This is a genomic window from Streptomyces sp. NPDC001781 (assembly GCF_053596035.1).
In genome coordinates this window covers 210,969-233,031 of record NZ_JBSFFI010000001.1, presented here as the reverse complement: position 1 = coordinate 233,031, position 22,063 = coordinate 210,969, and the positions used below count along the sequence as shown (strand labels likewise).

Below are 22,063 nucleotides of genomic sequence, written 5' to 3'. Positions count from 1 at the left end.
CGGCATGACAGGACAAGTGCGTACCGTCGACGGCCGGGTGGCCGGCCGGCGTGGGCAGGCGACCCGGCAGAAGCTGCTCGACTGCCTCAGCGAGATGCTCAGCTCCTCCCCGTACCGAGATGTCAAGGTCATCGATGTCGCGCGGAAGGCGGGCACCTCGCCCGCGACCTTCTACCAGTACTTCCCGGACGTCGAGGGCGCCGTCCTGGAGATCGCCGACTCGATGGCCGCCGAGAGCGCCGGGCTGACCGAACTGCTCGCGGGCCGGACCTGGACCGGCAAGGCGGGGTGGCAGACCGCGCAGGACCTGGTGGACGGCTTCATGGACTTCTACCGGCGCCACGACGCGATCCTGCGCGTGGTCGACCTGGCGTCGGCCGAGGGCGACAAGCGGTTCAACAAGCTGCGGATGAGGATCCTGAACGCGGTGAACGGTTCCCTGACCGAGGCGGTCACCGAGCTGAAGTCCAAGGGCCGGGTGGACAAGGACGTGAACCCGGCGGCGATCGCCGGTTCCCTCGTCACCATGCTGGCCTCGGTCGCCGCCCACCAGAAGGGCTTCACCGCCTGGGGCGTGAAGCAGGCCGAGATCAGGCCGAACCTGGCGCTGCTGATCCACCTGGGAGTGACCGGCAAGAAGCCCACGAAGTAGCGACCGGCACCCGCACCGGCCCCACGTCCTGTCTGGCAGGCGGTGGTCCACCTCGGCGTGGACCACCGCCTGCCGCCGTGTCCGGGGACGGGCGCGGCGGCGGATACTCGGCCCATGGCACACGAGGCACACGACGAACTCGACGGACTGCTGCGCTCCCTGAAGGTCTGGTCCCCCGGCACCACCGAGCTGCGGCCCTTCGACCCGGACACCGCTCCCCCGACCCCGCTGCCCCTGTTCACCGCCTGGCTGGCCGACGCGTCGCGGGCGGGCCAGCCGGAGCCGCACGCCATGTCCCTGGCGACGGTGGACGAGGAGGGCCGCCCCGACGTGCGCGTCCTGCTGCTGCACGGCGCCGACGCCGACGGCTGGACCTTCGGCAGCCACTCCACCAGCCGCAAGGGCCGCGACCTGATCGCCCACCCGTACGCCGCCCTCGCCTTCTACTGGCCGGCGCTGGGCCGCCAGGTCCGCGTCCGCGGCCCGGTCACGGCCGCCCCCGCCGAGGCCGCCCGGGCCGACCTCCAGGCCCGCTCCACCGGCGCCCTCGCCGCCGCCCTCACCGGCCACCAGAGCGAGGAGCTGGACTCCCTGGACGTCCTGCGCCGAGCCTCCGAGGCCGCCTGGTCCCATGCCCGCGAGCACCCGGCCACCCCGGTCGCCACCTGGACCCTGTACCGCCTGCACGCCCGCTCGGTCGAGTTCTTCCAGGGCGACCCCGACCGGCGCCACGTCCGCCTGGAGTACCGGCGCACGGAGTTCGGCTGGGAGCGGCGGCTGCTGTGGCCGTGAGAGCCGTCAGCCGGTCGGCTCCGTGAACGTCCAGGTGGCGAAGTCCGCGACGGGACGGTAGCCGAGCCGCTGGTAGAGCCGGTTGGAGACCGGGTTGGCCAGGTCGGTGAAGAGCAGCACCTCGGCCCCGGTGGCCGCGGCCCGCCTGCTCACCTCCGCGGTGACCGCGCCCGCGTATCCGTGTCCGCGCAGGGCGGCCGGGGTGTAGACGGGGGCCACCCGGATCTGCCCCGCGCTCTCCGGCAGGTTCCCGGCCAGGGAGACGGGGGTGCCCTCCGGGGTCTCCCAGAGGGTGGCACCGCCGTGCGCGAGACGGGAGTCGGCCCACTGGGCGGGGTCCTGGCGGACCCGGCCGCCGGTGTCCGCCGCGAACTCCACGTACCACCGCGCCAGCAGTTCCCGGTCCCCCGCGTCCGCCACCCTGGCGCGGCCCGGCGGGACGCGGCCGGGCGGGGTCCACTCGGCCAGCCGGTAGAGCCGCTGCCGCTCGGACGGCTCGGCGGCCGTCCCGGTCCGACGCCGCCAGGCGGCGGCGAAGGCGGCGGCGGTCTCCCGTTCCGCCCAGACGCCCGGAACCCGGTGGCCCGCCTCGGCGAGCCGGCCGGCCAGCGCCGCCGCGTCCATCGCGCCGAGCGGGGTGAGCTGGACCGGGTACGGCGGGGTGTGCAGCAGGGTCGCCCGTACCGTGCCGCCCGCCTCGCGCAGTACACCGAAGCGGGGCGGCTCGGCGCCGTGGGCGTACGGACCGCGCGTGCGCAGCGCCTCGGAGACGGTGAGCGTCACGGTGTGCAGAGCCGGTCTGGAGCGAAGGAAGTCACCTGCGGTGCGCAGGAATTCGGCGAGGTCGTCGGACAACTGCCATTCACGGGGCTCCATGCGCTCATCCTGATGCTCCGACTCCCCCCCACGCATGCTGATTTCGTGTGCGACGTGGGTGTTCCGGCACGGTCTGTCCCCATGCCGTGCACAGCCGTGATCAATCCGCAACCGATTCCGGTCTTGACCGAGACCCATCAATCGGGTGGGTGAATACGCTCGCGCCATGGCCGACTCGCGTCCTTCGTTCACGGACCTCTCCGCGACCCCCGCCGACCGACCCGTCTACGTCGTCGGGGCGGGGCCGGGCGGACTGGCGGTCGCCTGCGCGCTGCGGGCGCGCGGGGTCCGGGCGGTGGTGCTGGAGAAGAGCGACCGGGTGGGGGCGTCCTGGCGGCGGCACTACGACCGGCTGCGGCTGCACACCACCCGGCGGCTCTCCGCACTGCCGGGCCTCGCGATGCCGCGCCGGTTCGGGCGGTGGGTGGCGCGGGACGACGTGGTCCGTTACCTGGAGAAGTACGCGGAGCACCACGAGCTGGAGATCGTCACCGGTGTCGAGGTGTTCCGGGTGGAGAAGGCCGCGGACGGCGCGGGCTGGCTGCTGCACGCCTCCGGCGGGCGCGAGCTGACCGGCGCCGCGGTGGTGGTGGCCACCGGCCACAACCACACCCCGCGCCTGCCGGAGTGGTCCGGCGCGGACGGCTACGAGGGCGAGCTGCTGCACGCCTCGTCGTACCGGAACCCCGAGCCGTACGCCGACCGGGACGTGCTGGTGGTCGGGATCGGCAACACCGGGGCGGAGATCGCCGTGGACCTGGTGGCGGGCGGTGCCTCGCGGGTGCGGCTGGCGGTGCGGACGGCGCCGCACATCGTGCGCCGCTCCACGGCCGGCTGGGCGGCCCAGTACACCGGGATCGCCGTGCGGCGGCTGCCGGTGCGGCTGGTGGACCGGCTCGCCCGCCCGCTGGCCCGCCTCAGCACGCCGGACCTCTCCGGGCACGGTCTGCCCCGTCCGGAGGCCGGGCTGTACAGCAGGGTCCGGCAGGGTGCGATCCCCGTGCAGGACGTCGGCCTGATCGACGCCGTGCGCACCGGCAAGGTGGAGATCGTGGCCGCCGTCGAGGGGTTCGAGGACGGCCAGGTGGTCCTCGCCGACGGCAGCCGGATCGCGCCGGACGCGGTGATCGCGGCCACCGGGTACAGCCGGGGCCTGGATTCCCTGGTCGGCCACCTGGGCGTGCTGGACGAGCGCGGGCGGCCCACGGTCCACGGCGCCCGCACTCCCAAGGACGCCCCCGGCCTGTACTTCACCGGGTTCACCAACCCCATCAGCGGCATGTTCCGCGAGCTGGCGATCGACGCGGAGAAGATCGCCAAGGCGGTGGCCCGGCGCCTGCGTTAGGCGACGGCCACCGCCGTGGGGCGGCGCCGGATCACCAGGGACATCAGCGCCGCCGCCGCGCACAGCGACCCGGACGCGTACCAGACCATGTCGTAGCTGCCGAAGACGTCGCGGGCGAAGCCGCCGAGCCAGGCGATGACCGCCGCGCCGATCTGGTGCGAGGCCAGCACCCAGCCGAACACGATCGGGCTGTCCTCGCCGAACCGCTCCCGGCACAGCGCCAGGGTGGGCGGCACGGTGGCGACCCAGTCCAGACCGTAGAAGACGATGAAGAACACCATCGGCACCCGCACGGACGGTCCCAGCAGCATCGGCAGGAAGAGCAGTGAGATCCCGCGCAGCGCGTAGTAGACGGCCAGCAGCCGCCGGGAGTCGAAGCGGTCGGTGAACCAGCCGGAGGCCACGGTGCCGAGCACGTCGAACACCCCGATCACCGCGAGCAGCGAGGCCGCCGCCGGCACCGGCATGCCGTGGTCGTGGGCGGCGGGCACGAAGTGCGTCTGGATCAGCCCGTTGGTGGACGCCCCGCAGATGGCGAAGCTGCCCGCGAGCAGCCAGAACTGCCCCGTACGCACGGCGGAGGCCAGCACGGTGAGCGCCCGCCGCGCGGCCCCGGTCACCGGCGGCGGCTTGGGCACGAACTCCGTGCCGCCGTACGGCATCAGGCCCACGTCGGCCGGGTGGTCGCGCAGCAGCAGCCAGACGAACGGGACGACGGCGAGCGCGGACAGCGCGACCGTCACGGCGGCCGGGCGCCAGTGGTGGTGCTCCACGATCCAGGACAGCAGCGGCAGGAAGATGAGCTGCCCGGAGGCGGACGCGGCGGTCAGGATGCCGCTGACCAGCCCGCGCCGCGAGGTGAACCAGCGCCCGGTGACGGTCGCGGCGAACGCCAGGGCCATCGAGCCCGAGCCGAGCCCGACCAACAGGCCCCAGCAGAGCATGAGTTGCCAGGGCGTCGTCATCCACACGGTCAGCCCGGCGCCGAGCGAGATCACGGTCAGCGCGACGACGACGACCCGGCGGATGCCGAAGCGGTCCATCAGCGCGGCGGCGAACGGCGCGGTGAGCCCGTAGAGCGCGAGGTTGACGGAGACGGCCGCGCCGATGGTGCCGCGCGACCAGCCGAACTCCGCGTGCAGCGGGTCGATCAGCAGGCCGGGCAGCGACCGGAAGGCGGCCGCGCCGATGATCGTGACGAAGGCGACGGCGGCGACGAACCAGGCGCGGTGCACACGCCGGCGGTGCGGTGCGTCCTGGACGGGGACGGGAGCGGGACGGGTCTGGGTCACGTGCACCAGGGTCCCGGCATCGCCCGGGCGCATCGAGTGGCCCGAAGGACAGTGTTCGCTAGGATCAGGCCGTGACCGCTGTGACCCCGGCCTTGGACGGCGAGTTCCGCCCGCACCGCGTCGCCGTCCTCGCCCTGGACGGGCTGATCCCCTTCGAGCTCGGCATCCCCCACCGCGTCTTCGGCCGCCCGGCGGACGCCCGGGGCAGGCCGCTGTACGAGGTGGTGACCTGCTCGGTCCGGCCACCCGGCCCGGTCGCGACCGCCGCCGACTTCGCGGTGGACGTACCGCACGGCCCGGAGGCGCTGGCGGCGGCGGACACGGTCGTCGTCCCGGCGTCCTACGAACTCGGCCCCGTCTTCGAGGAGGGACGGCTCACCCCCGAACTCGCCGCCGCCCTGGCCCGCGTCCGCCCCGGCACCCGCCTCGCCTCGATCTGCGTCGGCGGGTACGTCCTCGCCGCCGCCGGTCTGCTCGACGGCCGCCCGGCAACCACCCACTGGGCCGACGCCGACCGCTTCCAGAAGCTGTTCCCCGAGGTCAGAGTGGACGCCGACGTGCTGTTCATCGACGACGGCGACGTGCTCACCTCGGCAGGGGTCGCCGCCGGGATCGACCTGTGCCTGCACATGGTGCGCCGCGACCACGGCACGGCGGTCGCCAACGACGTGGCCCGCCGCATGGTCGTACCCCCGCACCGCGACGGCGGCCAGGCGCAGTACATCCACCGCCCGCTGCCCGAACCGCAGGTGGCCACCACCGCGGCCGCCCGCACCTGGGCGCTCGGCCGGCTGCACGAACCGCTCCAGCTGCGCGACCTGGCCGAGCGGGAGGCGATGTCGGTACGCACCTTCACCCGGCGCTTCCGCGAGGAGGTCGGAGTGAGTCCGGGCCAGTGGCTCACCGCGCAACGGATCGAGCTGGCAAGGCAGTTGCTGGAGTCGACGGACCTCTCGGTCGACCAGGTCGCGCGGGACGCGGGGTTCGGCACGGCGCAGTCGATGCGCCAGCATCTCCAGCAGGCACTGGGCGTGACGCCGACCGCCTACCGGCGGACCTTCCGGGCGGGCGCCGCGACCGGGGGATGAGCGCGGGCGGGACCGGCCGGCGGCGGGTTCCCCCTTGCCCCCGTCACCACCGGCCGGTGCGACCCACACTCGGCGAGGACTCACCCCCGCGTGCCCTCGCCGTCCCCTCGCGGCGAATCGCCGTCCCCAAGCCTCCGCAACGCGCGCACCACCCGTCAACACCGGTACGGCGATTCATGCCCGGTACCCGCTTCACGCCGGGCGCGCACGGAAGCACACCCGGCGCACGCCCCCCGCTTGAAACGGGCGAAACCGGCTAGAAGGCTTCGAAGAGCAGATCCTCGCAGGCGGCCGGCTGGACGCCGTACGCCGCGGCCGCTTCCTCACGGGGCTTGGAGCACCGGTCCAGTTCGCACCAGATGTTCTTGCCGGCACCCTCGGGGCTCCAGCCCCAGCGGTCGGCGAGGCAGTCGACGAGGGCGAGACCCCGTCCGCCGGTGGCCTCGCGCCCGGCGCAGCGCGGCACGGGCGCGCGCGAGCTGGCGTCGGCCACCTCCAGCCGCACCGTCACCGACGCCTCGGGCTCCGCCTCGGCGGGCGTTCCGGGCAGCGGGCCGCCGGGCAGCGACAGCCGCAGCAGGGCCGGACGGCCGGTGTGCACCACCGCGTTGGTCACCAGCTCCGAGACGAGCAGGATCAGCGTCTCGGCCAGTGGCTCGTCGGCCGCTATGCCCAGCCCGGCGAGCCGCGACCGGACCCATTTCCTCGCCCGCCCCACCTCTTCGGGGTCGGGCCGGATCTCCAGCGTCAGTTGAAGCACCTGCACCGCTCACACCATCCGAACCGGCGGACACATGACCGCACGACGACCCGCCGCCGCGGCGCGAACCGCGGCGAAACGCACGACGAGGGCCACGATCGTAGCCATTTTCTGCATGGCCAGAACAACGGCCAGAGCAAGCGTTACGGAACGTGATTCCCTTACGAGACAGCATGGTTGACGTACAGTCACGCCAACAAGCGCTTCGGGCATATTCCCGCGCGAAGGAGTACTCGTGCGGCATACTGTGCGACGCACGCGCCAGGGAGTCGAACAGGCGGCGCGCGGGGCCTCGCCGGTGGCACTCGCGGTCGCGGTCACTCGCATTCGACCCAAGGTACCCGAGCGGTCGTCCGACTCCGGGCCGTGACGAGTCACAGTCGGAGCACGGGAATCATCTCCACGCTGCGTGATCTGTTTTCGCCACGATCCGCGACATCGGTGGCCATGAATCGTGGCAGCGAGGGCGCTCACCTCGGCAGTGACGGCGCTCAGGCCGACAGTGGTCCCGCCTCGTCGGCGGTGGCGGACTCGACGTCCGGGCGCACGTCGAAGAGGCGGCGCACCCCGAGCGCGCCCAGGACCCGGTTCACGTGCGAGCCGTCCTCCGCGCCGCGGTCGGGGAGGATCAGGCGCAGCCGGCCCTGACAGGAGCGGATCAGCCGGCGAACCGCGATGAGCACGCCGACACCGCTGGAGTCGCAGAAGAAGACCTCGGAGAGATCGAGGACCAGGCTGTGGTTCCCCTCGGCGACCACGTCGTGCACCCGCTGCCGCAGCACGGGCGAGGTCACCAGGTCCAGTTCGCCGGCCACCTGGAGCACGGCCCACTCGCCCCGTTCGGTGCCGGTCACTTCGAAAGCCACGGCCACACCTCTCCGCTCGGCGGATCTTGTGGAACCACCCGGAAATGGAAGCAGTTCCTTCGGTTCTTTCCGCGCGGCTGCCCAGCGGCCGTTTCCCTGAAACACGTAACCGCAAACCGCGGAGGGATCGACATAGGGCTTGTTTCGGTCACTGCCGATCAGGTTCGATCGTACTTCGACCACGGATGGGTTCGAGATAAGTGAAGACGGTGTGAAGAGACCCGTATCACCTGCGGCGCCGCCGGGCGGCCGCATCGACACAAAGGAGCGTGCGCCGTCGGACCGGCCGACTACATTCGAGGGGGACGCCGGGCACACCCTGGACACGGCGAGGGGAGGAACCGCATGCCGGCCAAGGACGTACCGCCCCGCTGGGACCGCACGATGCAGCAGCGGCTCGCGCGCGGTGAGGCTGCCGCCCTGGGCGAACTGTACGACCGCTTCGCCTCCCTGGTGCAGGGTCTCGCGCACCGGGTGCTGAGCGACGACACGGCCGCCGCGGCCGTCACCCGTGACGTCTTCGCGCATGTCTGGGAGCACCCCGACACCTACGACCCCCGGCAGGGCCCGCTGCGCACCTGGATCGCCGCGACGACCCAGCGGCTGGCCGTGCAGCGGCTGCGCGAGACCGAGACGGCCGCGCTCGGCGGCGACTCCCCCGAGGAACTGGCCGCCCTGGAGAGCCGGGTGCGGCACGCCTCGGTCGCCGCCCGCGCCGACTACATCGTCCACTCGATGCCGCAGCCGCTGCGGGCCGCGCTGGAGCTGGCCTACTTCCAGCGGCGCGACTACCGCCAGGCCGCCGCCGACCTGGGCGTCACCGAGGACGAGGCCCGCCGACGCCTCCGCCTCGGCCTGCAACTGCTCGCCACCGCCCACGACACCGGCGCGCCGCCAGGACCCGGGGGTGCCCGATGACCGACCCGCACCACTACGGGGCTCTGGACGGACTCCCGGACGGCGCGGCCGAGCGCCTGCCCGCGCTCCGCTCCCCCGCCGGGCCCGAGCGGCCCGGCCTCCCCCACGAGGTGCTGCGCTCCCTGCTCGGCGCCTGGGCTCTGGCCGCCTGCTCGGCGGCGGAGACGGACGCGGTGGAGGAACACCTGGGCGCGTGCGGGGCCTGCGCCGACGAGGGACGGCGGCTGCGCGAGGCGGTCGGCCTGCTGCACCGCCCGGAGAGCCTGGAGGTCGACCCCGCCCTGCGGGGCCGGGTGCTGGAGAACTGCCTGCGCCGCCGCCCGCCACGCATCCCGGTCCCCGAGTGGGCGGCCCCGTACGACGCGGAGAGCGCCCGGCTGGACGCGCTGCTGCGGGACTTCGGCGACGCCGAGTGGCACACGCCGGTCCGGCTGCGCTGGTTCGAGTCCGGCGTGCCCGCGACCCGCCGCACGACGGTCGCCGGAGTGATCGCGCACCTGCTGTCGGTCGACGGCATGGTGGCGACCGCGGTCGGTCTGGAGGACCCGCTCACCGAAGCCGTCGCCAAGGCCGGACCGGACGTGCGGGGCGCGGCCGGGCCCGCCGGGCGGACCGAGGCGTTCTGGCGCGCCTCGCACTTCCCGCAGACCCGCTCGGTGCGCGCCCGCTGGCGGGACCTGAGCCACCAACTGCTGCGCACGGTGTCCTTCACCGGCGGCGCGGGCGGATTCCCGGTGGGGTACGGCGACTTCGCCCTGCCGCTGCGGGACGCGATGGTGGACCGCGCCTTCGAGTGCTGGGTGCACGCGGAGGACATCGCCAGGGCGGTGGACTACCCCTACGAGCCGCCCGCCCCGCGGCACTTGAGCCGCATGATCGAACTGGCGGCCCGCATGCTCCCGTCGGCGGTGGCCGCCCGCCGCGGCAGCGCTGAGCCGGCCGGCCCCGGCCGCAGCCTCCGCCTGGAGATCGAGGGCGCGGCCGGCGGCCAGTGGCTGATCCCCCTGGACTCCCCCTCCGACCCCACCTCCGAACACGAGGTGGCCCATGTGGCCCTGGACGGCGTCGAGTTCTGCCGCCTGGCCGCAGGCCACCTGACTCCGGAGGAGACGACGGCGGGCCAGCGGGGCGACAGGGAAGCGATCAGGGACGTCCTGACGGCAACGGCGTCACTGAGCCGGATGTAGGGCACGCGAGGGCGCGGGGATCGCGCGAAGGGCCACGACGACTCCGCGCCCGCCGAGCCGCTGGGGTCTTTCGTCCCGGACGAAAGACCCAAGTGCTGTGACCGGAGAGGGACGCCGCGAGCCGGTGAACCTTCCCGGTCACAGCACTAGGCGAACACGACAGTCCGGCGTCCGTTGAGCAGGATCCTCCGCTCCGCATGCCACTTCACGGCCCGGGCCAGCGCCTGGCACTCCACGTCACGCCCGATGGCCACGAGCTGGTCGGGCCGCAGCTCGTGCCCCACCCGCTCGACCTCCTGCTCGATGATCGGCCCCTCGTCGAGATCGGCGGTGACGTAGTGCGCGGTGGCCCCGATCAGCTTGACACCCCGCTCGTGGGCCTGGTGATACGGCTTGGCGCCCTTGAAGCTCGGCAGGAAGGAGTGGTGGATGTTGATGATCCGCCCGCTGAGCGCCTTGCAGAGATCGTCCGACAGCACCTGCATGTACCGCGCGAGCACCACCAGCTCGACCCCCTCCGCCCGCACCAGCTCCAGCAGCCGCGCCTCGGCCTGCGCCTTGGTGTCCCGCGTCACCGGGATGTGGTGGAAGGGGATGTCGTAGGTTCCCACCAACTCTTCGAAGTCCGTGTGGTTGGACACCACGGCCGCGATCTCCACGGGCAGCGCCCCGGTGCCGGCCCGGAACAGCAGGTCGTTCAGGCAGTGCCCGAACTTGCTGACCATCAGCACGATCCGCATCTTCTGGTCGCCCCGGCCGATCTGCCAGTCCATGTGGAAGGAGTCACCGATCGCCGCGAAGCTCGCCCGCAGCTTCTCCAGCGTGACGTGGGCGTCCGCCGAGAAGTGGACGCGCATGAAGAACAGGCCCGTGTCGTGGTCGCCGAACTGCTGGCTGTCCTCGATGTTGCAGCCGGTCATGAAGAGGTAGCTCGACACGGCGTGCACGATGCCCTTCTTGTCCGGGCAGGAGAGGGTGAGGACGTACTGGTCCGCCGGGGTGTCGGCCGGGGCGGCGGCTCGGCTGGGCTGCTCGTTCATGCACTCCACGATCTCACGCCGGGCAGCCCGGCCGGGGTCCGTGTCCGTCAGCCGGACGCCCGGAGGGCCCTCAGACGGCCGTCGTCAGGATGCGCAGCACCTCCAGGCTGCGCGGGGCCGCCGCCGGATCGTCGCCGTCGCTCGCGGCGAGACGCAGATGGGCGTCCTGGGCCGCCCGTACCGCCTCCGGCCACCCGGGGTGCTCCAGGTAGGCGGCGACCGGGGCGTCCGGGCCGACCTGGTGCATGATCCGCAGCACCCGCAGTACGGCGGTGTCCACCAGCGCCGCCTCCTGGGAGTCCCTAAAGATCGTGCCGACGTATTTCTCCGCCGACCAGTTGTCCAGCCAGGTGTCCTCCACCAGCCGGTAGACCGCGTCGGTGACGTCCCCGTACCCCTCCACTCCCGCGAGCCAGACGTCGCGCTGGAAGGCCGGGTCGGAGAGCATGTGCAGCGCGGAGCGCACGTTGCTGCGCCAGCGCCACCACGGCATGTCGTTGAGCGGCATACCGCCCATGGTGGAGGAGCGACGGCCGCGACGGGAAGAGTTCTCCGAACCTTGCACGGTCATCGATCGTACGTTCCGCACCGGACGAGCCACATCCGCCCCCGGTGTTCACCCCCGTGTCACCCGTGGTCGACCGGGTGTCACTCCCCGGTTGGCGATGTGCGGGAATCGTGGCGGTCCATGACCGGCAGGCGACACACCCCCGACAGCTCCCCCTCCTCCCCCCGGCCTCGGAGGGGTGTCCGGTACGCGGGCGCGCTGGCCGCCTGTGCCGTGCTGACCGCCGGCTGCGGGACCTTGCCCGGTACGGGCGCCGGGGACGGCACGGTCAGGGTGATGACCTGGGCGCCGCAGGACACCGGCGCCACCAACAAGCCCGGCATGCCCGCGATGGCCCGCGCCTACGCGAAGTGGCTCAACGGGCACGGCGGTGTCGGCGGCCGTACGCTCACCGTGCTGACCTGCAACGAGCACAACGACAGCGTGGGCGCCGCCAAGTGCGCCCGGCGCGCGGTGGCGGAGAACGTGGTCGCCGTCGTCGGCTCCTACAGCCAGTTCGGGGACTCCTTCCTCGCCCCGCTGGAGAGCGCGGGCATCCCCTACATCGGCGGCTACGGCGTCACCAGCGACGAGTTCACCGGCCCGTACTCCTACCCGGTCAACGGCGGCCAGCCCGCGCTGCTGGCGGGGCTCGGGCGGGCGCTCGCGGCCGGGTGCGGCCCGGTGGCGCTGGTGCGGCCGGACAGCATCGCCGGGGACGAGCTGCCCGCGCTGCTCGACTCGGGCCTGAGGGCGGGCGGCCACCGCCCGGCCACCGACCAGCTCGCCGCCGAGGACGCCACCGAGTACGGCGACCAGGCCGAGCGCGCGCTGCGCGGTGCCACCGCCGACCCGGCGCGCAAGGGGTGCGTGGTGCCCGCGCTCGGGGACCGCACCGACACGTTCATGGACTCCTTCCGCCGGGCCCGTGCCGGCCACGCGCCGGTGCGCACGGCGACCGTGCTGGGCAGCGTCGACCAGACGGAGATCAACGCCACCGGCGGCGCCTCGGGCCCGTACGAGGGGGCGTACATCACGGGCTGGTACCCGGTGGCGTCCGATCCGCGCTGGAACCGGATGAAGCGGGTGATCAGCGAGGAGGCGTTCGGCGACAACAGCGTCGACCCGGCCGACGCCGGGGTGCAGACCACCTGGATCGCCTACACCGTGCTGCGGGCCGTGCTGGAGCGGATCGGCGACGGCGAGGTGACCCCGGACGCGGTCCGCCACACCCTGGACGGCGGGCTGAGGGTCTCCACCGGCGGACTGACCCCGACCCTGCGCTGGCCGGACGAGACCCGGCTCTCGGCGGTCGGCTTCCCGCGCCTGGTCAACGCCGACGTGACCCTGCAGGTGGTCCGGGAGGGCCGGCTGACCGCCGTCCGGCGGGGCGGCTCGGGAGCCGCCGCGGGCGGCGACATGACACGGACCCTGGAGAGCGCGGACGTGGACTGACCCCCCGGCCCGCGCCCGGACCTCAGAGCTGGGTCGGCTGGCGGGTGGTGAGCCCGTACTTGGTGGCGATGGCGTTCCAGAGCTGGGCCGCCTTCGCCTTCTGGGCGCTGGCGGTGCCGCTCTGGACATTGCCGGCCTGGGTGTGGTTGGTCGAGCGGGCGTGGTGGCCCTTGCCGCAGACCTTCTTGCTCCTGGCCTGCCGCGCCCAGGCCGCGTAGTGGTTGTCGGCCGCGGCCGACGCGTGCCAGGCGGCGGTCAGCGCCGCGTTCAGCTCGGCGTTGTTCGGCAGCTTGTCCACGGACAGCTTGCCGAGCCGGGTGACCAGGTCGGCGCGCTGCTTGGCGGCGCCGCGCAGGTCGGAGTCGGCCTGGTCGAGGTTCTGGCACTGCCTGATGCGCTCGACCGACTGGATCACGGTGGAGCGGCTGCTGCCGCTGTCGGCGAGCAGCTTGTCCAGCTCGGCCGCCTGCGGCTGGGCCGGGTCGGCGGCCGACGCGGACGGCGAGGGCTGCTCGCCGGCCGGGGTGGAGGAGGAGGCGATCGGACGGTCGTCGCCGCCGTCGTCACCGCCACCGCTGAGCAGGGCCCCCGCGCCGATGCCGAGGACGACGATGCCGACGCCGACGGCCGCGATCAGCGGGACACGCGAACCGCTGCGTCCGCCGCGCCGTCCGCCGTCGCCGTCGTGGTCCGTCGGCGGCCGGTAGGCGGGCTGGGCCGAGACCATGGGCGCCGCGGCACGCGGGTCCGGGGCCGGAACGCGCGGCATCTGCTGGGTCGAGCCCTGGGCGCCGTCGGCGCCGTACTGGCTGCTCCGGAAGAGGTTGTCGAACTCGGCGGGCGGCTGCCGGTCGTCCGTACCGGCCTGGTAGGGCGGGATGTACTGGGTGGCCGCCTCGTCCGCCGGCGGCCGCGGGTAGCCCTGGCGGCCATCGTCGCCGGTGGCCTCGGGCGGCAGCGCGCCCGACGCCACCGGGGGTATGTACTGGGTCGCTGCCTGGTCGGCGCCGCCGGACGGGACCGGCGGGAGGTACTGGGTCGCACCCTCGTGACCCTGGCCGGCCCCGGGACCCACGGGCGGCATGAACTGGGTCGCCGCCTCGTCCATCGGCGGCAGCGGCGCGGCGTGCTGCGGATAGCCGTCGTCGCCGTACCCCTGGTGCTGCTGGTGGTAGGGCTGCGCCCCGCCGTAGCCCTGCGCGTCGTAGGTGGGGCCCTCGGGCGGCATCGGGCCGGGGCCGGACGGCTGCTGCGGGGTCTGCCACTCCTGCGCGGCGGCCGGGGGCCAGCCCTGGTGGTGCTGTTCCTGCTGTTGGTGGGGCTGCCGCTGGTCCTGGCCGGGGCCCCAGGAGCCGCCCCAGGGCTGGCCGCCGGGGGGCACCGCGGGTGTCCCCGTCATGCCCGGCAGCAGGGGCTCCCCTCCGTCGGAGGGCAGCACGATGCCTTCGTGCGCGGGTCGCGCCGAGGGCTCATCGCCCTGTCCACTCTGCGTCACCGGGACTCCTACGATTGAAGGACGTTCGGAATCGTCGGCTCACGCTACCGGGTCCGCGGAGCCCGGTGCCACGCAGCTCAGCGCCCGAGTGCCCTTTCCCACAAGGGCAGTCGGGCGCACCGACTGCTCAGGCCGCCTGCCGGACGTCGAGCCTCGCCCCGAACTCCCGCACCACCGCCTCGTCCCGGAAGGGCTGCAACCGCTGCTGGAGGTCCTCCAGATACTCGGTGCCGCGCTCGGAGCGGAGCGTCTCCAGCAGCTCCACCGCCTTCATACCGGTGCCGCACGCCTGCTCGATCTCGCGCTGCTGCGCCTGGGCCGTGGCGAGGAGCACATAGCCGATGGCCCGGCGCCGGGCCCGCGAGACGGGGTGCCGCTCCAGCGCCTGCCGGGCGTATCTCGCGGCGGCCTCGGCCTGCCCGAGGTCACGGTGGCAGTGCGCCAGCTCGTCGGCGAGATACGCCTCGTCGAAGTGGGCGATCCACACCGGGTCGTCCCCGTCGGAGGCGTCCGCCCGCTCGAGCGCCGAGATGGCCCGCCCGGCGGACGCCTGCGCGGCGCGCACATCGCCCAGCACCGCGTGCCCGCGCGCCTCGGCCGCGTGGAACATCGACTCCGCGCGCGGGGTGACCCGGCCGCGGGCGCCCTCCTGCGCGGCGCGTGCCAGTTGGGCGATCTCCCGCGGGTTCCCGAGTTCGGCGGCGAGGTGGCTCATGGAGGCGGCCAGCACATAGCCGCCGTAGGCCCGGTCACCGGCCGCCTGCGCCAGGCGCAGCGACTGGATGTAGTACCGCTGGGCGAGGCCCGGCTGGCCGGTGTCGACCGCCATGTACCCCGCCAGCTCGGTCAACCGGGCGACAGCGGCAAAGAGTTCGCGGCCGACCGCCTCCCGGTAGGAGCCCGCGAGCAGGCCGGAGACCACGCTGTTGAGGTAGTGCACGACGACCGGGCGCACATGCCCGCTGCCGTACTGGTGGTCGAGGTCGACCAGCGCCTGGGTCATCGACCGCACCGCCGCCACGTCGGCCTGGCCCACCCGCGGGCCCGCCTGCCGGGCGACCTGGGCGTCCGGCGCCGAGATCAGCCAGTCCCGGCTGGGCTCGACCAGCGCGGAGGCGGCGACCGAGGAGCCGGACAGGAAGTCCCGCCGTCCCACGTCGCTGCGCCACAGCTCGCAGACCTGCTCGATGGCCCCGAGCACCGTCGGGGAGAACTGCAGGCCCACGCCCGAGGCGAGGTTCTTGCCGTTGGCCATGCCGATCTCGTCGATCGTGACCGTACGGCCGAGCTTGCGGCCGAGCGCCTCGGCGATGATCGCCGGGGCGCGGCCGCGCGGCTGCTGGCCGCGCAGCCAGCGGGCCACGGACGTCTTGTCGTAGCGCAGGTCGAGTCCGTGCTCTGCGCCGCACATGTTGACGCGCCGGGCCAGCCCCGCGTTCGAGCACCCCGCTTCCTGGATGAGTGCCTGCAGCCGTTCGTTCGGCTGCCTCGCCACTAGCGGCCTCGCGGCCATGCGCTACCCCCTGCGAACCCCTGGAGCGTGAAGATCACTTGTCGTTCCGGTCTGCACATCACTTCCCAGTCGACATGGCGTCAATGCACGACATGTGCGGTTTGCCGGGGTAAAGCCGTCTCCCCGCGCGCCCCGCGCCCTTCCTGGCTACCCGCGCCGCCGGTTCGCCTCTCCCACGCGCCCCCGGCCGTGCTCCCGTGCGCCCCGGCCGCCGGGCCGGTGTGCCGCCCCGGCGCACGGCCCGGCCGTAACCACGCGTGGACGGGGCAGTTGAGTGGGACGTGGACGAGACGACCGCGGGCCCCGAGGCGGCCCGGATTCCGCGCCCGCGCGGGGGATCGCTGCTGGAGACCGCAGTTGCGTACGCCGAGGAGCGGCACTGGGAGGTGCTGGCGGGCAGTTGGCTGGTGGACGCGGGCGGCGTGCGGTACTGCTCCTGCGGGGACACCGTCTGCCCCGCGCCCGGCGCGCACCCCACGCGCCCCGACTGGGCGACGCGCGCGACCGGCAGCCGGACGGTCATCCGGCGGATGTGGCAGGAGCAGCCCACGGCGTCGATCCTGCTGCCGACCGGCCGCACCTTCGACGCGCTGTCCGTGCCGGAGAGCGCGGGGTTCCTGGCGCTGGCCCGGATGCGCCGCATGGACCTGAACCTCGGCCCGGTGACCCTCACCCCGGACCGGCGCATGCAGTTCCTCGTGCTGCCGGGCGGGGCGGCGAAGGCGCCACAGCTGGTGCGGCAGGTCGGCTGGGCGGCGGCGACGCGCGACCTGATCGCCCTGGGCGACGGGCGGTACCTGGCGGCGCCGCCGACCCGGATCGGTTCACGGGGCGCCGTGCAGTGGGCGTGCCGCCCGACGCCGGCCAACCGGTGGCTGCCGGACGCGGAGGAGCTGGTCCCGCCACTGGCGTACGCCTGCAACCAGGACTGCTGATCGTCCTGAGGCCGCGGTTGCACCGCACGGGTGCCCCGGGGAGGCCCGTCACCGTAGGGTTTCCGTCATGACGGAGGCAGCGGTACGGGTACGGGGACTCTGGAAGCAGTTCGGTCAGCACGTGGCGGTGGGTGGCATCGATCTCGATCTGCCGGCCGGGAAGTTCATCGGGCTGGTCGGCCCGAACGGGGCGGGCAAGACGACCACCCTGTCGATGGTCACGGGTCTGCTCCGGCCCGATCAGGGGTCCGTCGAGATCGCCGGGCACGACGTGTGGCAGGACCCGGTGGCGGTGAAATCCCGGATCGGGGTGCTGCCGGAGGGGCTGCGGCTGTTCGAGCGGCTTTCGGGGCGTGAACTCCTGTCCTACAGCGGGCGGTTGCGGGGGCTGCCGGGCGCCGAGGTGGACAAGCGGGCCGGCCAGTTGCTGGACGTGCTGGACCTGGCGGGGTCTCAGCACAAGCTCGTCGTCGACTACTCGACCGGCATGCGCAAGAAGATCGGGCTCGCCGCGGCCCTGCTGCACAACCCCGAAGTGCTGTTCCTGGACGAGCCGTTCGAGGGGGTCGACCCGGTCTCCGCGCAGACCATCCGGGGCGTACTGGAGCGGTACACCGCGTCCGGGGCGACCGTGGTGTTCTCCTCGCACGTGATGGAGCTGGTGGAGTCGCTGTGCGACTGGGTCGCGGTGCTGGCCGCCGGGCGCATCCGGGCGACCGGGACGCTGGCCGAGGTGCGCGGGGAGCACCCGGCCCTGCAGGCCGCGTTCCTGGAGCTGGTCGGCGCGAGCGGGCGGGACGCCGGGTCCGATCTGGACTGGCTCGGCGGCGGGGCGGTGCGATGACCACCGCGACGTCCGCCTCCGCGACCTCGGTACTGGTCCGGCTGAAACTGTCCCTGCTGCGCAACGGGCTGCGCCAGTCCACGGGCCGGCGCGCCGCGTTCGTCGCCTCGGCCGTGCTCACCCTGGTCTTCGCGCTGCTGCAACTGCTGGGCTTCGTCGCCCTGCGCTTCCAGTCCCACCCGGAGTCCGTCGCCGTGCCCGGTGTCGCGGTGCTGGCGCTGGGCTGGGCGGTGATGCCGCTGTTCTTCCCCGGCGGCGACGAGACCCTCGACCCGACCCGCCTGGTGATGCTCCCCCTGCGTCCCCGGACGCTGGTGCGGGGGCTGCTCGCGGCCTCGCTGGTCGGCATCGGCCCCGTGTTCACCCTGCTGGTACTGGCGGGCTGCGCCCTGGCGCTGGCGCACGGCGCGGGCTGGGCCTTCGCGGTCGTGGGGGTGGTCCTGGCCCTGCTGACCTGCGTGGCGCTGGCGCGGGCGGTCGCCGCGGCCAACGTCCGCCTGCTGACCAGCCGCAAGGGCCGCGACCTTGCCGTACTGAGCGGGCTGGTCATCGCCATCGGCGCCCAGCTCGTCAACTTCGGTGCGCAGCGGCTCGGTTCCGGCGGCCTCGGCCAACTCCAGCCGGTCGCCGACGTGCTGGCCTGGGTACCGCCCGCCTCGGCACTGGGCGCGGTCCACTCGGCGGGCGAGGGCGCGTACGGGGTCGCGCTCGGCCAACTGGCGCTGTGCGCCTTGCTGCTGGTGCTGCTGATCGGGGCCTGGGCGCGGAGCCTGACCAGGCTGATGACCTCGCCGGACGGTTCCACGCTCCAGGTCGCGGACGACGCGGGCCGGGACCGCGCCTCGGCGGGGCTCGCCCGGCTGCTGCCGGCCGGGCGCACGGGGGCGGTGATGGAGCGGACCCTGCGCTACATCTGGCGCGACCCGAAGACCAAGGCGGCGTGGGTGACCTCACTGGCGATCGGGCTGATCGTGCCGGTCTTCAACGCCGTCCAGGGCACCGGGTCGCTGTACTTCGCGTGCTTCGCCTCCGGGATGCTCGGCATCCAGATGTACAACCAGTTCGGGCAGGACACCTCCGCGTTCTGGATGGTGGCGATGACCGTGTCCTCCGCGCGCGACGCCTACGCCGAGCTGCGCGGGCGGGCGCTGGCCCTGCTCCTGATCACGCTGCCGTACGCCGCCCTCGTCACCGGGGTCACCACCGCGCTGCTGGGCGACTGGTCGCGCCTGCCCGAGGTACTGGGCCTCTCCCTTGCCCTCCTGGGCGCCATGCTCGCCACCGGCGCCTGGACCTCGGCCCGCTTCCCCTACTCGATACCGCAGGAGGGCCACAAGAACGTCGCCCCCGGCCAGGCGGGCCTCGCCTGGATCTCCATCTTCGGCGGCATGGTCGCGGCGGCCCTGCTCTGCTCCCCGGTCATCGCGGCGACCATCTGGCTGAACATCACCGGCGCCGGCGCCGCCTGGTCCTGGCTGCTCCTGCCGGCGGGCGCCGCGTACGGCGCGGCCCTGGCCCTGACGGGCCTCCGCCTGGCAGCACCCCGCACCGCGGCCCGCCTGCCGGAGATCCTGGTGGCGGTGAGCAAGGGCTGAGGGCAGGCGGATGCCCGTTCCTCAGGGTGTCCCCAGCTGTTGCAGGAACTGGTCCAGGACTCCCTGCCAAGCCGCCGGCTGGTCGTAGTGGGGGACGTGGCCCGCGTCGGGGATCTCGGCGTAGTGGCCGTCGGGGAGGACGCGGACCATTTCCTGGGCCTCGGCCCGGCCGAGTTCGCCGTCGAGGCCGCGGACGACGAGGGTGGGGCAGCGGACCTGGGTGAGTTCGTCCCAGTGGGCGTCGTGGACCCAGGACTCGCGGGTGCGGAGCATGCGGTCGGAGTCGAACAGGGGGCGCCAGCCGTCGGCGGACTCGTGCATGACCTCGGCGTAGAAGGCACCGCGCGCGGGGTCGGGTCGCTCCAGGCGGGGATCGTCCTCGGCGAACCAGCGCCGGACGTCGGCGAGCGTGGCGAACGGCAGCGGCCAGGAGCGGAACCAGTCGGCCCACTCGGCCTGCGAGACGGCGCCCAGCGCGGAGGCGCGCATGTCGCAGATGACGAGGCCCCGCACCAGGTCCGGACGGCGGGCGGCCAGCTGCCAGGCGGTGAGCGCCCCCATCGCGTGGCCGACGAGAACGGCGGGGGCGAGGGCGAGCTGTTCCAGCGCGGCCTCGGCGTCCTCGACGTACGCCTCGCGGGTGCAGGCCGCCAGCGGAGGCTGGTCGCTCTGCCCGTGCCCGCGCTGGTCGAGCGCGACCGCGCGGTACCGGCCGGCGAGGCCCCGCGCGGTGGACGCCCAGTGCGCGGCGCGCCCCATCAGGCCGTGGAGGAGCAGGACGCTTCGCGCGCCGGGCCCGGCCCCCTCCTTGGGCGGCTCCGCGAACTCCCACGCGGCCAGCCGCACCCCGCCCGCCCCTGTGATCTCGATACGCCGTGCCATAGACCTGGCACCCCCCAGCTCCGCCTGCCTCGTACCGTTGTACCGCCGCTGTCGCTGTCGTGCTGTCGCCCTGTGCTGCCGTCGCAGATTATCGAAAGCTCATTCGACACGGGCGTTCGCTCCACCAACACCCCTCGTTCGAGTGACACCGGAAGAGGAATGATCGCCACCGCCGCGGGGATCTTCTCTGGCGTGGGGGGACGGACCGCTCGGGGAAAAACGGTCCGGAGGGACTGACCCTGGGAGCTCGGGGCTCCGGGTCGGTACCGGGGAGGTGAGGCCCCGGCGCCGCGGCGGCGCCGGGGCCTCCTCGCGTCAGCGCTTGGCGACGAAGACGTGGGAGGCGACGTCGGAGGCCAGTTCGGCCGCCTCACCGCCACTGCCCACCAGCACACCGCCCGGCGACTCGGTCACGCTCACCACCGAGCCGGGCTGCACACCCGCCCGCCGCAGCGTGTACATCAGCTGGGCGTCGGTCTGGATCGGCTCCCCGATCCGGCGCACCACCACCGTCTTGCCGTCCGAGCCCGGGTCCAGGTCGGCGAGCGACACCATGCCCGCGTCCAGGAACGGATCGGCGCCGTCCTTGTCGCCCAGCTCCTCCAGACCCGGGATCGGGTTGCCGTAGGGCGACTCGGTGGGGTGGCGCAGCAGCTCCAGCACGCGGCGCTCGACCGCCTCGCTCATCACGTGCTCCCAGCGGCACGCCTCCGCGTGCACCTGCTCCCACTCCAGCCCGATCACGTCCACGAGCAGGCACTCGGCGAGCCGGTGCTTGCGCATCACGCGGGTGGCCAGCCTGCGGCCCTCGTCGGTCAGCTCCAGGTGCCGGTCGCTGGCCACGGACACCAGTCCGTCCCGCTCCATGCGCGCCACCGTCTGGCTGACGGTCGGCCCGCTCTGGTCGAGCCGTTCCGCGATGCGGGCGCGCATGGGGACCACACCTTCCTCTTCCAGTTCGAGGATGGTGCGGAGATACATCTCCGTGGTGTCGATCAGTCCGGACATACGTGCCCCTCGATTACTTTGCCGAGAAGCTCACCGCTCCCGGCGCGTGCGCTGGCCCAGAATCAATTCTGCCGGATACCACCGACAATCGTGCCGTGCCCGGGAAACAGCAAGATCCGGCCGCTCCAGGCCGGGAGGCGCGGCCGTATTGACACCGCGCCGGTCCGGACCGCACCGTGATCCGCGACATCGACGCGTGAAGGGGCACCGCATGAGCGACGGTACGCCGGCCGACCGGTTCCTGGACGCGGCGATCGGCCTGCTGCGGCGGGTGCGCGAGGAGGAGGGCGGGGCCGTCGCCGCCGCCGGGACCCTTCTGGCGGACACGGTCGAGTCGGGCGGGCGGCTCTTCGCCTTCGGTGCCGGACACTCCTCGCTGGCCGCGCAGGACGTCGTCTACCGCGCGGGCGGCCTCGCCCTGATGAACCTGCTGGCCGTCCCCGGCGTGGTCGGCGTCGACGTGATTCCCGCCGTCCTCGGCTCCGCCCTCGAGCGGGTCGACGGCCTCGCCTCCGCCGTACTGGACAGCTCACCGCTGCGCGAGGGCGACGCCCTGGTGATCATCTCCCTGTCGGGCCGCAACGCCCTGCCGGTGGAGATGGCCCGGCACGCGCGCGCCCTGGGCATCAAGGTCATCGGTGTCACCTCGGTCGCCTACGCCACCGGGACCGCCTCCCGGCACTCCTCGGGCACCTTCCTCAAGGACCACTGCGACATCGTCCTCGACTCCAAGATCGCGGTCGGGGACGCCGAACTGGCTCTCGACACCGTCCCGGCGCCCTTCGCACCCGCCTCCACGGTGGTCACGTCGGCCCTGATGCAGTCCGTGGTCGCCACGGCGGCGGCCACCCTGGCCGACCGGGGCGTGGAGCCCCCGCTGCTGCGCTCGGGGAACGTGGACGGCGGGCACGACTGGAACGCCCGGATCATGGAGAAGTACGGCGACCGGATCTACTACCACCACTGAGGACTC

The 22,063-nt window shown here is 73.5% G+C and carries 21 protein-coding genes; 11 read left to right on the top strand and 10 right to left on the bottom strand.

Annotated features, from left to right (window positions below):
• Nucleotides 1-4 precede the first annotated feature (4 nt).
• Nucleotides 5-652, top strand: a complete 648-nt coding sequence (locus ACWCV3_RS01210; protein WP_451216501.1) for a TetR family transcriptional regulator — start codon at nucleotides 5-7, stop codon at nucleotides 650-652.
• Nucleotides 653-766: 114 nt separating this feature from the next.
• A complete protein-coding gene (locus ACWCV3_RS01205; protein WP_451216498.1) occupies nucleotides 767-1,444 on the top strand; it encodes a pyridoxine/pyridoxamine 5'-phosphate oxidase in 678 nt (225 codons plus the stop codon).
• A gap of 6 nt (nucleotides 1,445-1,450) precedes the next feature.
• Here ACWCV3_RS01205 and ACWCV3_RS01200 read toward each other — a convergent pair whose 3' ends face one another.
• Nucleotides 1,451-2,320, bottom strand: a complete 870-nt coding sequence (locus ACWCV3_RS01200; protein ID WP_451216495.1) for a GNAT family N-acetyltransferase — start codon at nucleotides 2,318-2,320, stop codon at nucleotides 1,451-1,453.
• A 166-nt stretch (nucleotides 2,321-2,486) separates the two neighbouring features.
• Here ACWCV3_RS01200 and ACWCV3_RS01195 point away from each other — a divergent pair, with 166 nt between their 5' ends.
• On the top strand, nucleotides 2,487-3,665 hold the full coding sequence (locus ACWCV3_RS01195) for a flavin-containing monooxygenase (protein ID WP_451216492.1): 1,179 nt from the start codon (nucleotides 2,487-2,489) through the stop codon (nucleotides 3,663-3,665).
• On the opposite strand, the gene ACWCV3_RS01190 is transcribed toward ACWCV3_RS01195, so the two are convergent.
• Complete coding sequence (locus ACWCV3_RS01190; protein ID WP_451216490.1) at nucleotides 3,662-4,990, bottom strand: MFS transporter; 1,329 nt, start codon at nucleotides 4,988-4,990, stop codon at nucleotides 3,662-3,664. The genes ACWCV3_RS01195 and ACWCV3_RS01190 overlap by 4 nt on opposite strands.
• A 47-nt stretch (nucleotides 4,991-5,037) precedes the next feature.
• Between ACWCV3_RS01190 and ACWCV3_RS01185 the strand changes: the two genes are divergently transcribed.
• A complete protein-coding gene (locus ACWCV3_RS01185) occupies nucleotides 5,038-6,045 on the top strand; it encodes a GlxA family transcriptional regulator (protein ID WP_451216773.1) in 1,008 nt (335 codons plus the stop codon).
• Nucleotides 6,046-6,301: 256 nt separating this feature from the next.
• Here ACWCV3_RS01185 and ACWCV3_RS01180 read toward each other — a convergent pair whose 3' ends face one another.
• Both ACWCV3_RS01180 and ACWCV3_RS01175 read right to left on the bottom strand, forming a co-directional pair.
• On the bottom strand, nucleotides 6,302-6,796 hold the full coding sequence (locus ACWCV3_RS01180) for an ATP-binding protein (protein ID WP_451216770.1): 495 nt from the start codon (nucleotides 6,794-6,796) through the stop codon (nucleotides 6,302-6,304).
• A gap of 500 nt (nucleotides 6,797-7,296) precedes the next feature.
• A complete protein-coding gene (locus ACWCV3_RS01175) occupies nucleotides 7,297-7,677 on the bottom strand; it encodes an STAS domain-containing protein (protein WP_451216487.1) in 381 nt (126 codons plus the stop codon).
• A 339-nt stretch (nucleotides 7,678-8,016) separates the two neighbouring features.
• Between ACWCV3_RS01175 and ACWCV3_RS01170 the strand changes: the two genes are divergently transcribed.
• Together ACWCV3_RS01170 and ACWCV3_RS01165 are read left to right on the top strand one after the other, a co-directional pair.
• Entirely contained in the window at nucleotides 8,017-8,589 is a 573-nt protein-coding gene (locus ACWCV3_RS01170; protein WP_451216484.1) for an RNA polymerase sigma factor, read from the top strand.
• Nucleotides 8,586-9,776 carry a maleylpyruvate isomerase N-terminal domain-containing protein gene (locus ACWCV3_RS01165; RefSeq protein WP_451216481.1) on the top strand — a complete coding sequence of 397 codons (1,191 nt, stop codon included), beginning with the start codon at nucleotides 8,586-8,588 and terminating at the stop codon, nucleotides 9,774-9,776. Before ACWCV3_RS01170 ends, ACWCV3_RS01165 begins: the two co-directional genes overlap by 4 nt.
• Before the next feature lie 146 nt (nucleotides 9,777-9,922).
• Here ACWCV3_RS01165 and purU read toward each other — a convergent pair whose 3' ends face one another.
• Nucleotides 9,923-10,816 carry a formyltetrahydrofolate deformylase gene (purU, locus tag ACWCV3_RS01160; protein ID WP_451216478.1) on the bottom strand — a complete coding sequence of 298 codons (894 nt, stop codon included), beginning with the start codon at nucleotides 10,814-10,816 and terminating at the stop codon, nucleotides 9,923-9,925.
• Nucleotides 10,817-10,886: 70 nt separating this feature from the next.
• Nucleotides 10,887-11,387: an SCO4402 family protein gene (locus ACWCV3_RS01155; RefSeq protein WP_451216475.1), complete on the bottom strand. Its 501-nt coding sequence runs from the start codon at nucleotides 11,385-11,387 to the stop codon at nucleotides 10,887-10,889.
• A 117-nt stretch (nucleotides 11,388-11,504) separates the two neighbouring features.
• Here ACWCV3_RS01155 and ACWCV3_RS01150 point away from each other — a divergent pair, with 117 nt between their 5' ends.
• A complete protein-coding gene (locus ACWCV3_RS01150) occupies nucleotides 11,505-12,818 on the top strand; it encodes an ABC transporter substrate-binding protein (RefSeq protein ID WP_451216472.1) in 1,314 nt (437 codons plus the stop codon).
• A gap of 22 nt (nucleotides 12,819-12,840) precedes the next feature.
• Here ACWCV3_RS01150 and ACWCV3_RS01145 read toward each other — a convergent pair whose 3' ends face one another.
• Nucleotides 12,841-14,313, bottom strand: coding sequence for a hypothetical protein (locus ACWCV3_RS01145; RefSeq protein WP_451216469.1), 1,473 nt, complete (start codon nucleotides 14,311-14,313; stop codon nucleotides 12,841-12,843).
• A 127-nt stretch (nucleotides 14,314-14,440) separates the two neighbouring features.
• Nucleotides 14,441-15,826 (bottom strand): transcriptional regulator, encoded by a 1,386-nt coding sequence (locus ACWCV3_RS01140; protein WP_451216466.1) that lies wholly within the window; start codon nucleotides 15,824-15,826, stop codon nucleotides 14,441-14,443.
• 281 nt (nucleotides 15,827-16,107) lie between these two features.
• Between ACWCV3_RS01140 and ACWCV3_RS01135 the strand changes: the two genes are divergently transcribed.
• From ACWCV3_RS01135 to ACWCV3_RS01125, 3 genes are all read left to right on the top strand, one after another.
• Nucleotides 16,108-16,761 carry a bifunctional DNA primase/polymerase gene (locus ACWCV3_RS01135; protein ID WP_451216463.1) on the top strand — a complete coding sequence of 218 codons (654 nt, stop codon included), beginning with the start codon at nucleotides 16,108-16,110 and terminating at the stop codon, nucleotides 16,759-16,761.
• A gap of 67 nt (nucleotides 16,762-16,828) precedes the next feature.
• Entirely contained in the window at nucleotides 16,829-17,605 is a 777-nt protein-coding gene (locus tag ACWCV3_RS01130; protein ID WP_451216460.1) for an ABC transporter ATP-binding protein, read from the top strand.
• Nucleotides 17,602-19,200, top strand: a complete 1,599-nt coding sequence (locus tag ACWCV3_RS01125) for a transporter (protein WP_451216457.1) — start codon at nucleotides 17,602-17,604, stop codon at nucleotides 19,198-19,200. Before ACWCV3_RS01130 ends, ACWCV3_RS01125 begins: the two co-directional genes overlap by 4 nt.
• A 21-nt stretch (nucleotides 19,201-19,221) precedes the next feature.
• On the opposite strand, the gene ACWCV3_RS01120 is transcribed toward ACWCV3_RS01125, so the two are convergent.
• Together ACWCV3_RS01120 and ACWCV3_RS01115 are read right to left on the bottom strand one after the other, a co-directional pair.
• Nucleotides 19,222-20,082: an alpha/beta fold hydrolase gene (locus ACWCV3_RS01120; protein WP_451216454.1), complete on the bottom strand. Its 861-nt coding sequence runs from the start codon at nucleotides 20,080-20,082 to the stop codon at nucleotides 19,222-19,224.
• 315 nt (nucleotides 20,083-20,397) lie between these two features.
• Nucleotides 20,398-21,090: a metal-dependent transcriptional regulator gene (locus ACWCV3_RS01115; RefSeq protein ID WP_451216451.1), complete on the bottom strand. Its 693-nt coding sequence runs from the start codon at nucleotides 21,088-21,090 to the stop codon at nucleotides 20,398-20,400.
• Nucleotides 21,091-21,301: 211 nt separating this feature from the next.
• Here ACWCV3_RS01115 and ACWCV3_RS01110 point away from each other — a divergent pair, with 211 nt between their 5' ends.
• A complete protein-coding gene (locus ACWCV3_RS01110) occupies nucleotides 21,302-22,057 on the top strand; it encodes an SIS domain-containing protein (RefSeq protein ID WP_451216448.1) in 756 nt (251 codons plus the stop codon).
• The last annotated feature ends 6 nt before the right edge of the window (nucleotides 22,058-22,063 follow it).

Bases quoted from the DNA above. Each gene is read 5' to 3' on its own strand.
- ACWCV3_RS01150 (WP_451216472.1), top strand. From the start codon at position 11,505: ATGACCGGCAGGCGACACACCCCCGACAGCTCCCCCTCCTCCCCCCGG.
- ACWCV3_RS01155 (WP_451216475.1), bottom strand. From the start codon at position 11,387: ATGACCGTGCAAGGTTCGGAGAACTCTTCCCGTCGCGGCCGTCGCTCC.
- ACWCV3_RS01140 (WP_451216466.1), bottom strand. From the start codon at position 15,826: ATGGCCGCGAGGCCGCTAGTGGCGAGGCAGCCGAACGAACGGCTGCAG.
- ACWCV3_RS01190 (WP_451216490.1), bottom strand. From the start codon at position 4,990: ATGCGCCCGGGCGATGCCGGGACCCTGGTGCACGTGACCCAGACCCGT.
- ACWCV3_RS01210 (WP_451216501.1), top strand. From the start codon at position 5: ATGACAGGACAAGTGCGTACCGTCGACGGCCGGGTGGCCGGCCGGCGT.
- ACWCV3_RS01125 (WP_451216457.1), top strand. From the start codon at position 17,602: ATGACCACCGCGACGTCCGCCTCCGCGACCTCGGTACTGGTCCGGCTG.
- ACWCV3_RS01120 (WP_451216454.1), bottom strand. From the start codon at position 20,082: ATGGCACGGCGTATCGAGATCACAGGGGCGGGCGGGGTGCGGCTGGCC.
- ACWCV3_RS01130 (WP_451216460.1), top strand. From the start codon at position 16,829: ATGACGGAGGCAGCGGTACGGGTACGGGGACTCTGGAAGCAGTTCGGT.
- purU (WP_451216478.1), bottom strand. From the start codon at position 10,816: ATGAACGAGCAGCCCAGCCGAGCCGCCGCCCCGGCCGACACCCCGGCG.
- ACWCV3_RS01165 (WP_451216481.1), top strand. From the start codon at position 8,586: ATGACCGACCCGCACCACTACGGGGCTCTGGACGGACTCCCGGACGGC.
- ACWCV3_RS01200 (WP_451216495.1), bottom strand. From the start codon at position 2,320: ATGGAGCCCCGTGAATGGCAGTTGTCCGACGACCTCGCCGAATTCCTG.
- ACWCV3_RS01110 (WP_451216448.1), top strand. From the start codon at position 21,302: ATGAGCGACGGTACGCCGGCCGACCGGTTCCTGGACGCGGCGATCGGC.
- ACWCV3_RS01170 (WP_451216484.1), top strand. From the start codon at position 8,017: ATGCCGGCCAAGGACGTACCGCCCCGCTGGGACCGCACGATGCAGCAG.
- ACWCV3_RS01205 (WP_451216498.1), top strand. From the start codon at position 767: ATGGCACACGAGGCACACGACGAACTCGACGGACTGCTGCGCTCCCTG.
- ACWCV3_RS01115 (WP_451216451.1), bottom strand. From the start codon at position 21,090: ATGTCCGGACTGATCGACACCACGGAGATGTATCTCCGCACCATCCTC.
- ACWCV3_RS01195 (WP_451216492.1), top strand. From the start codon at position 2,487: ATGGCCGACTCGCGTCCTTCGTTCACGGACCTCTCCGCGACCCCCGCC.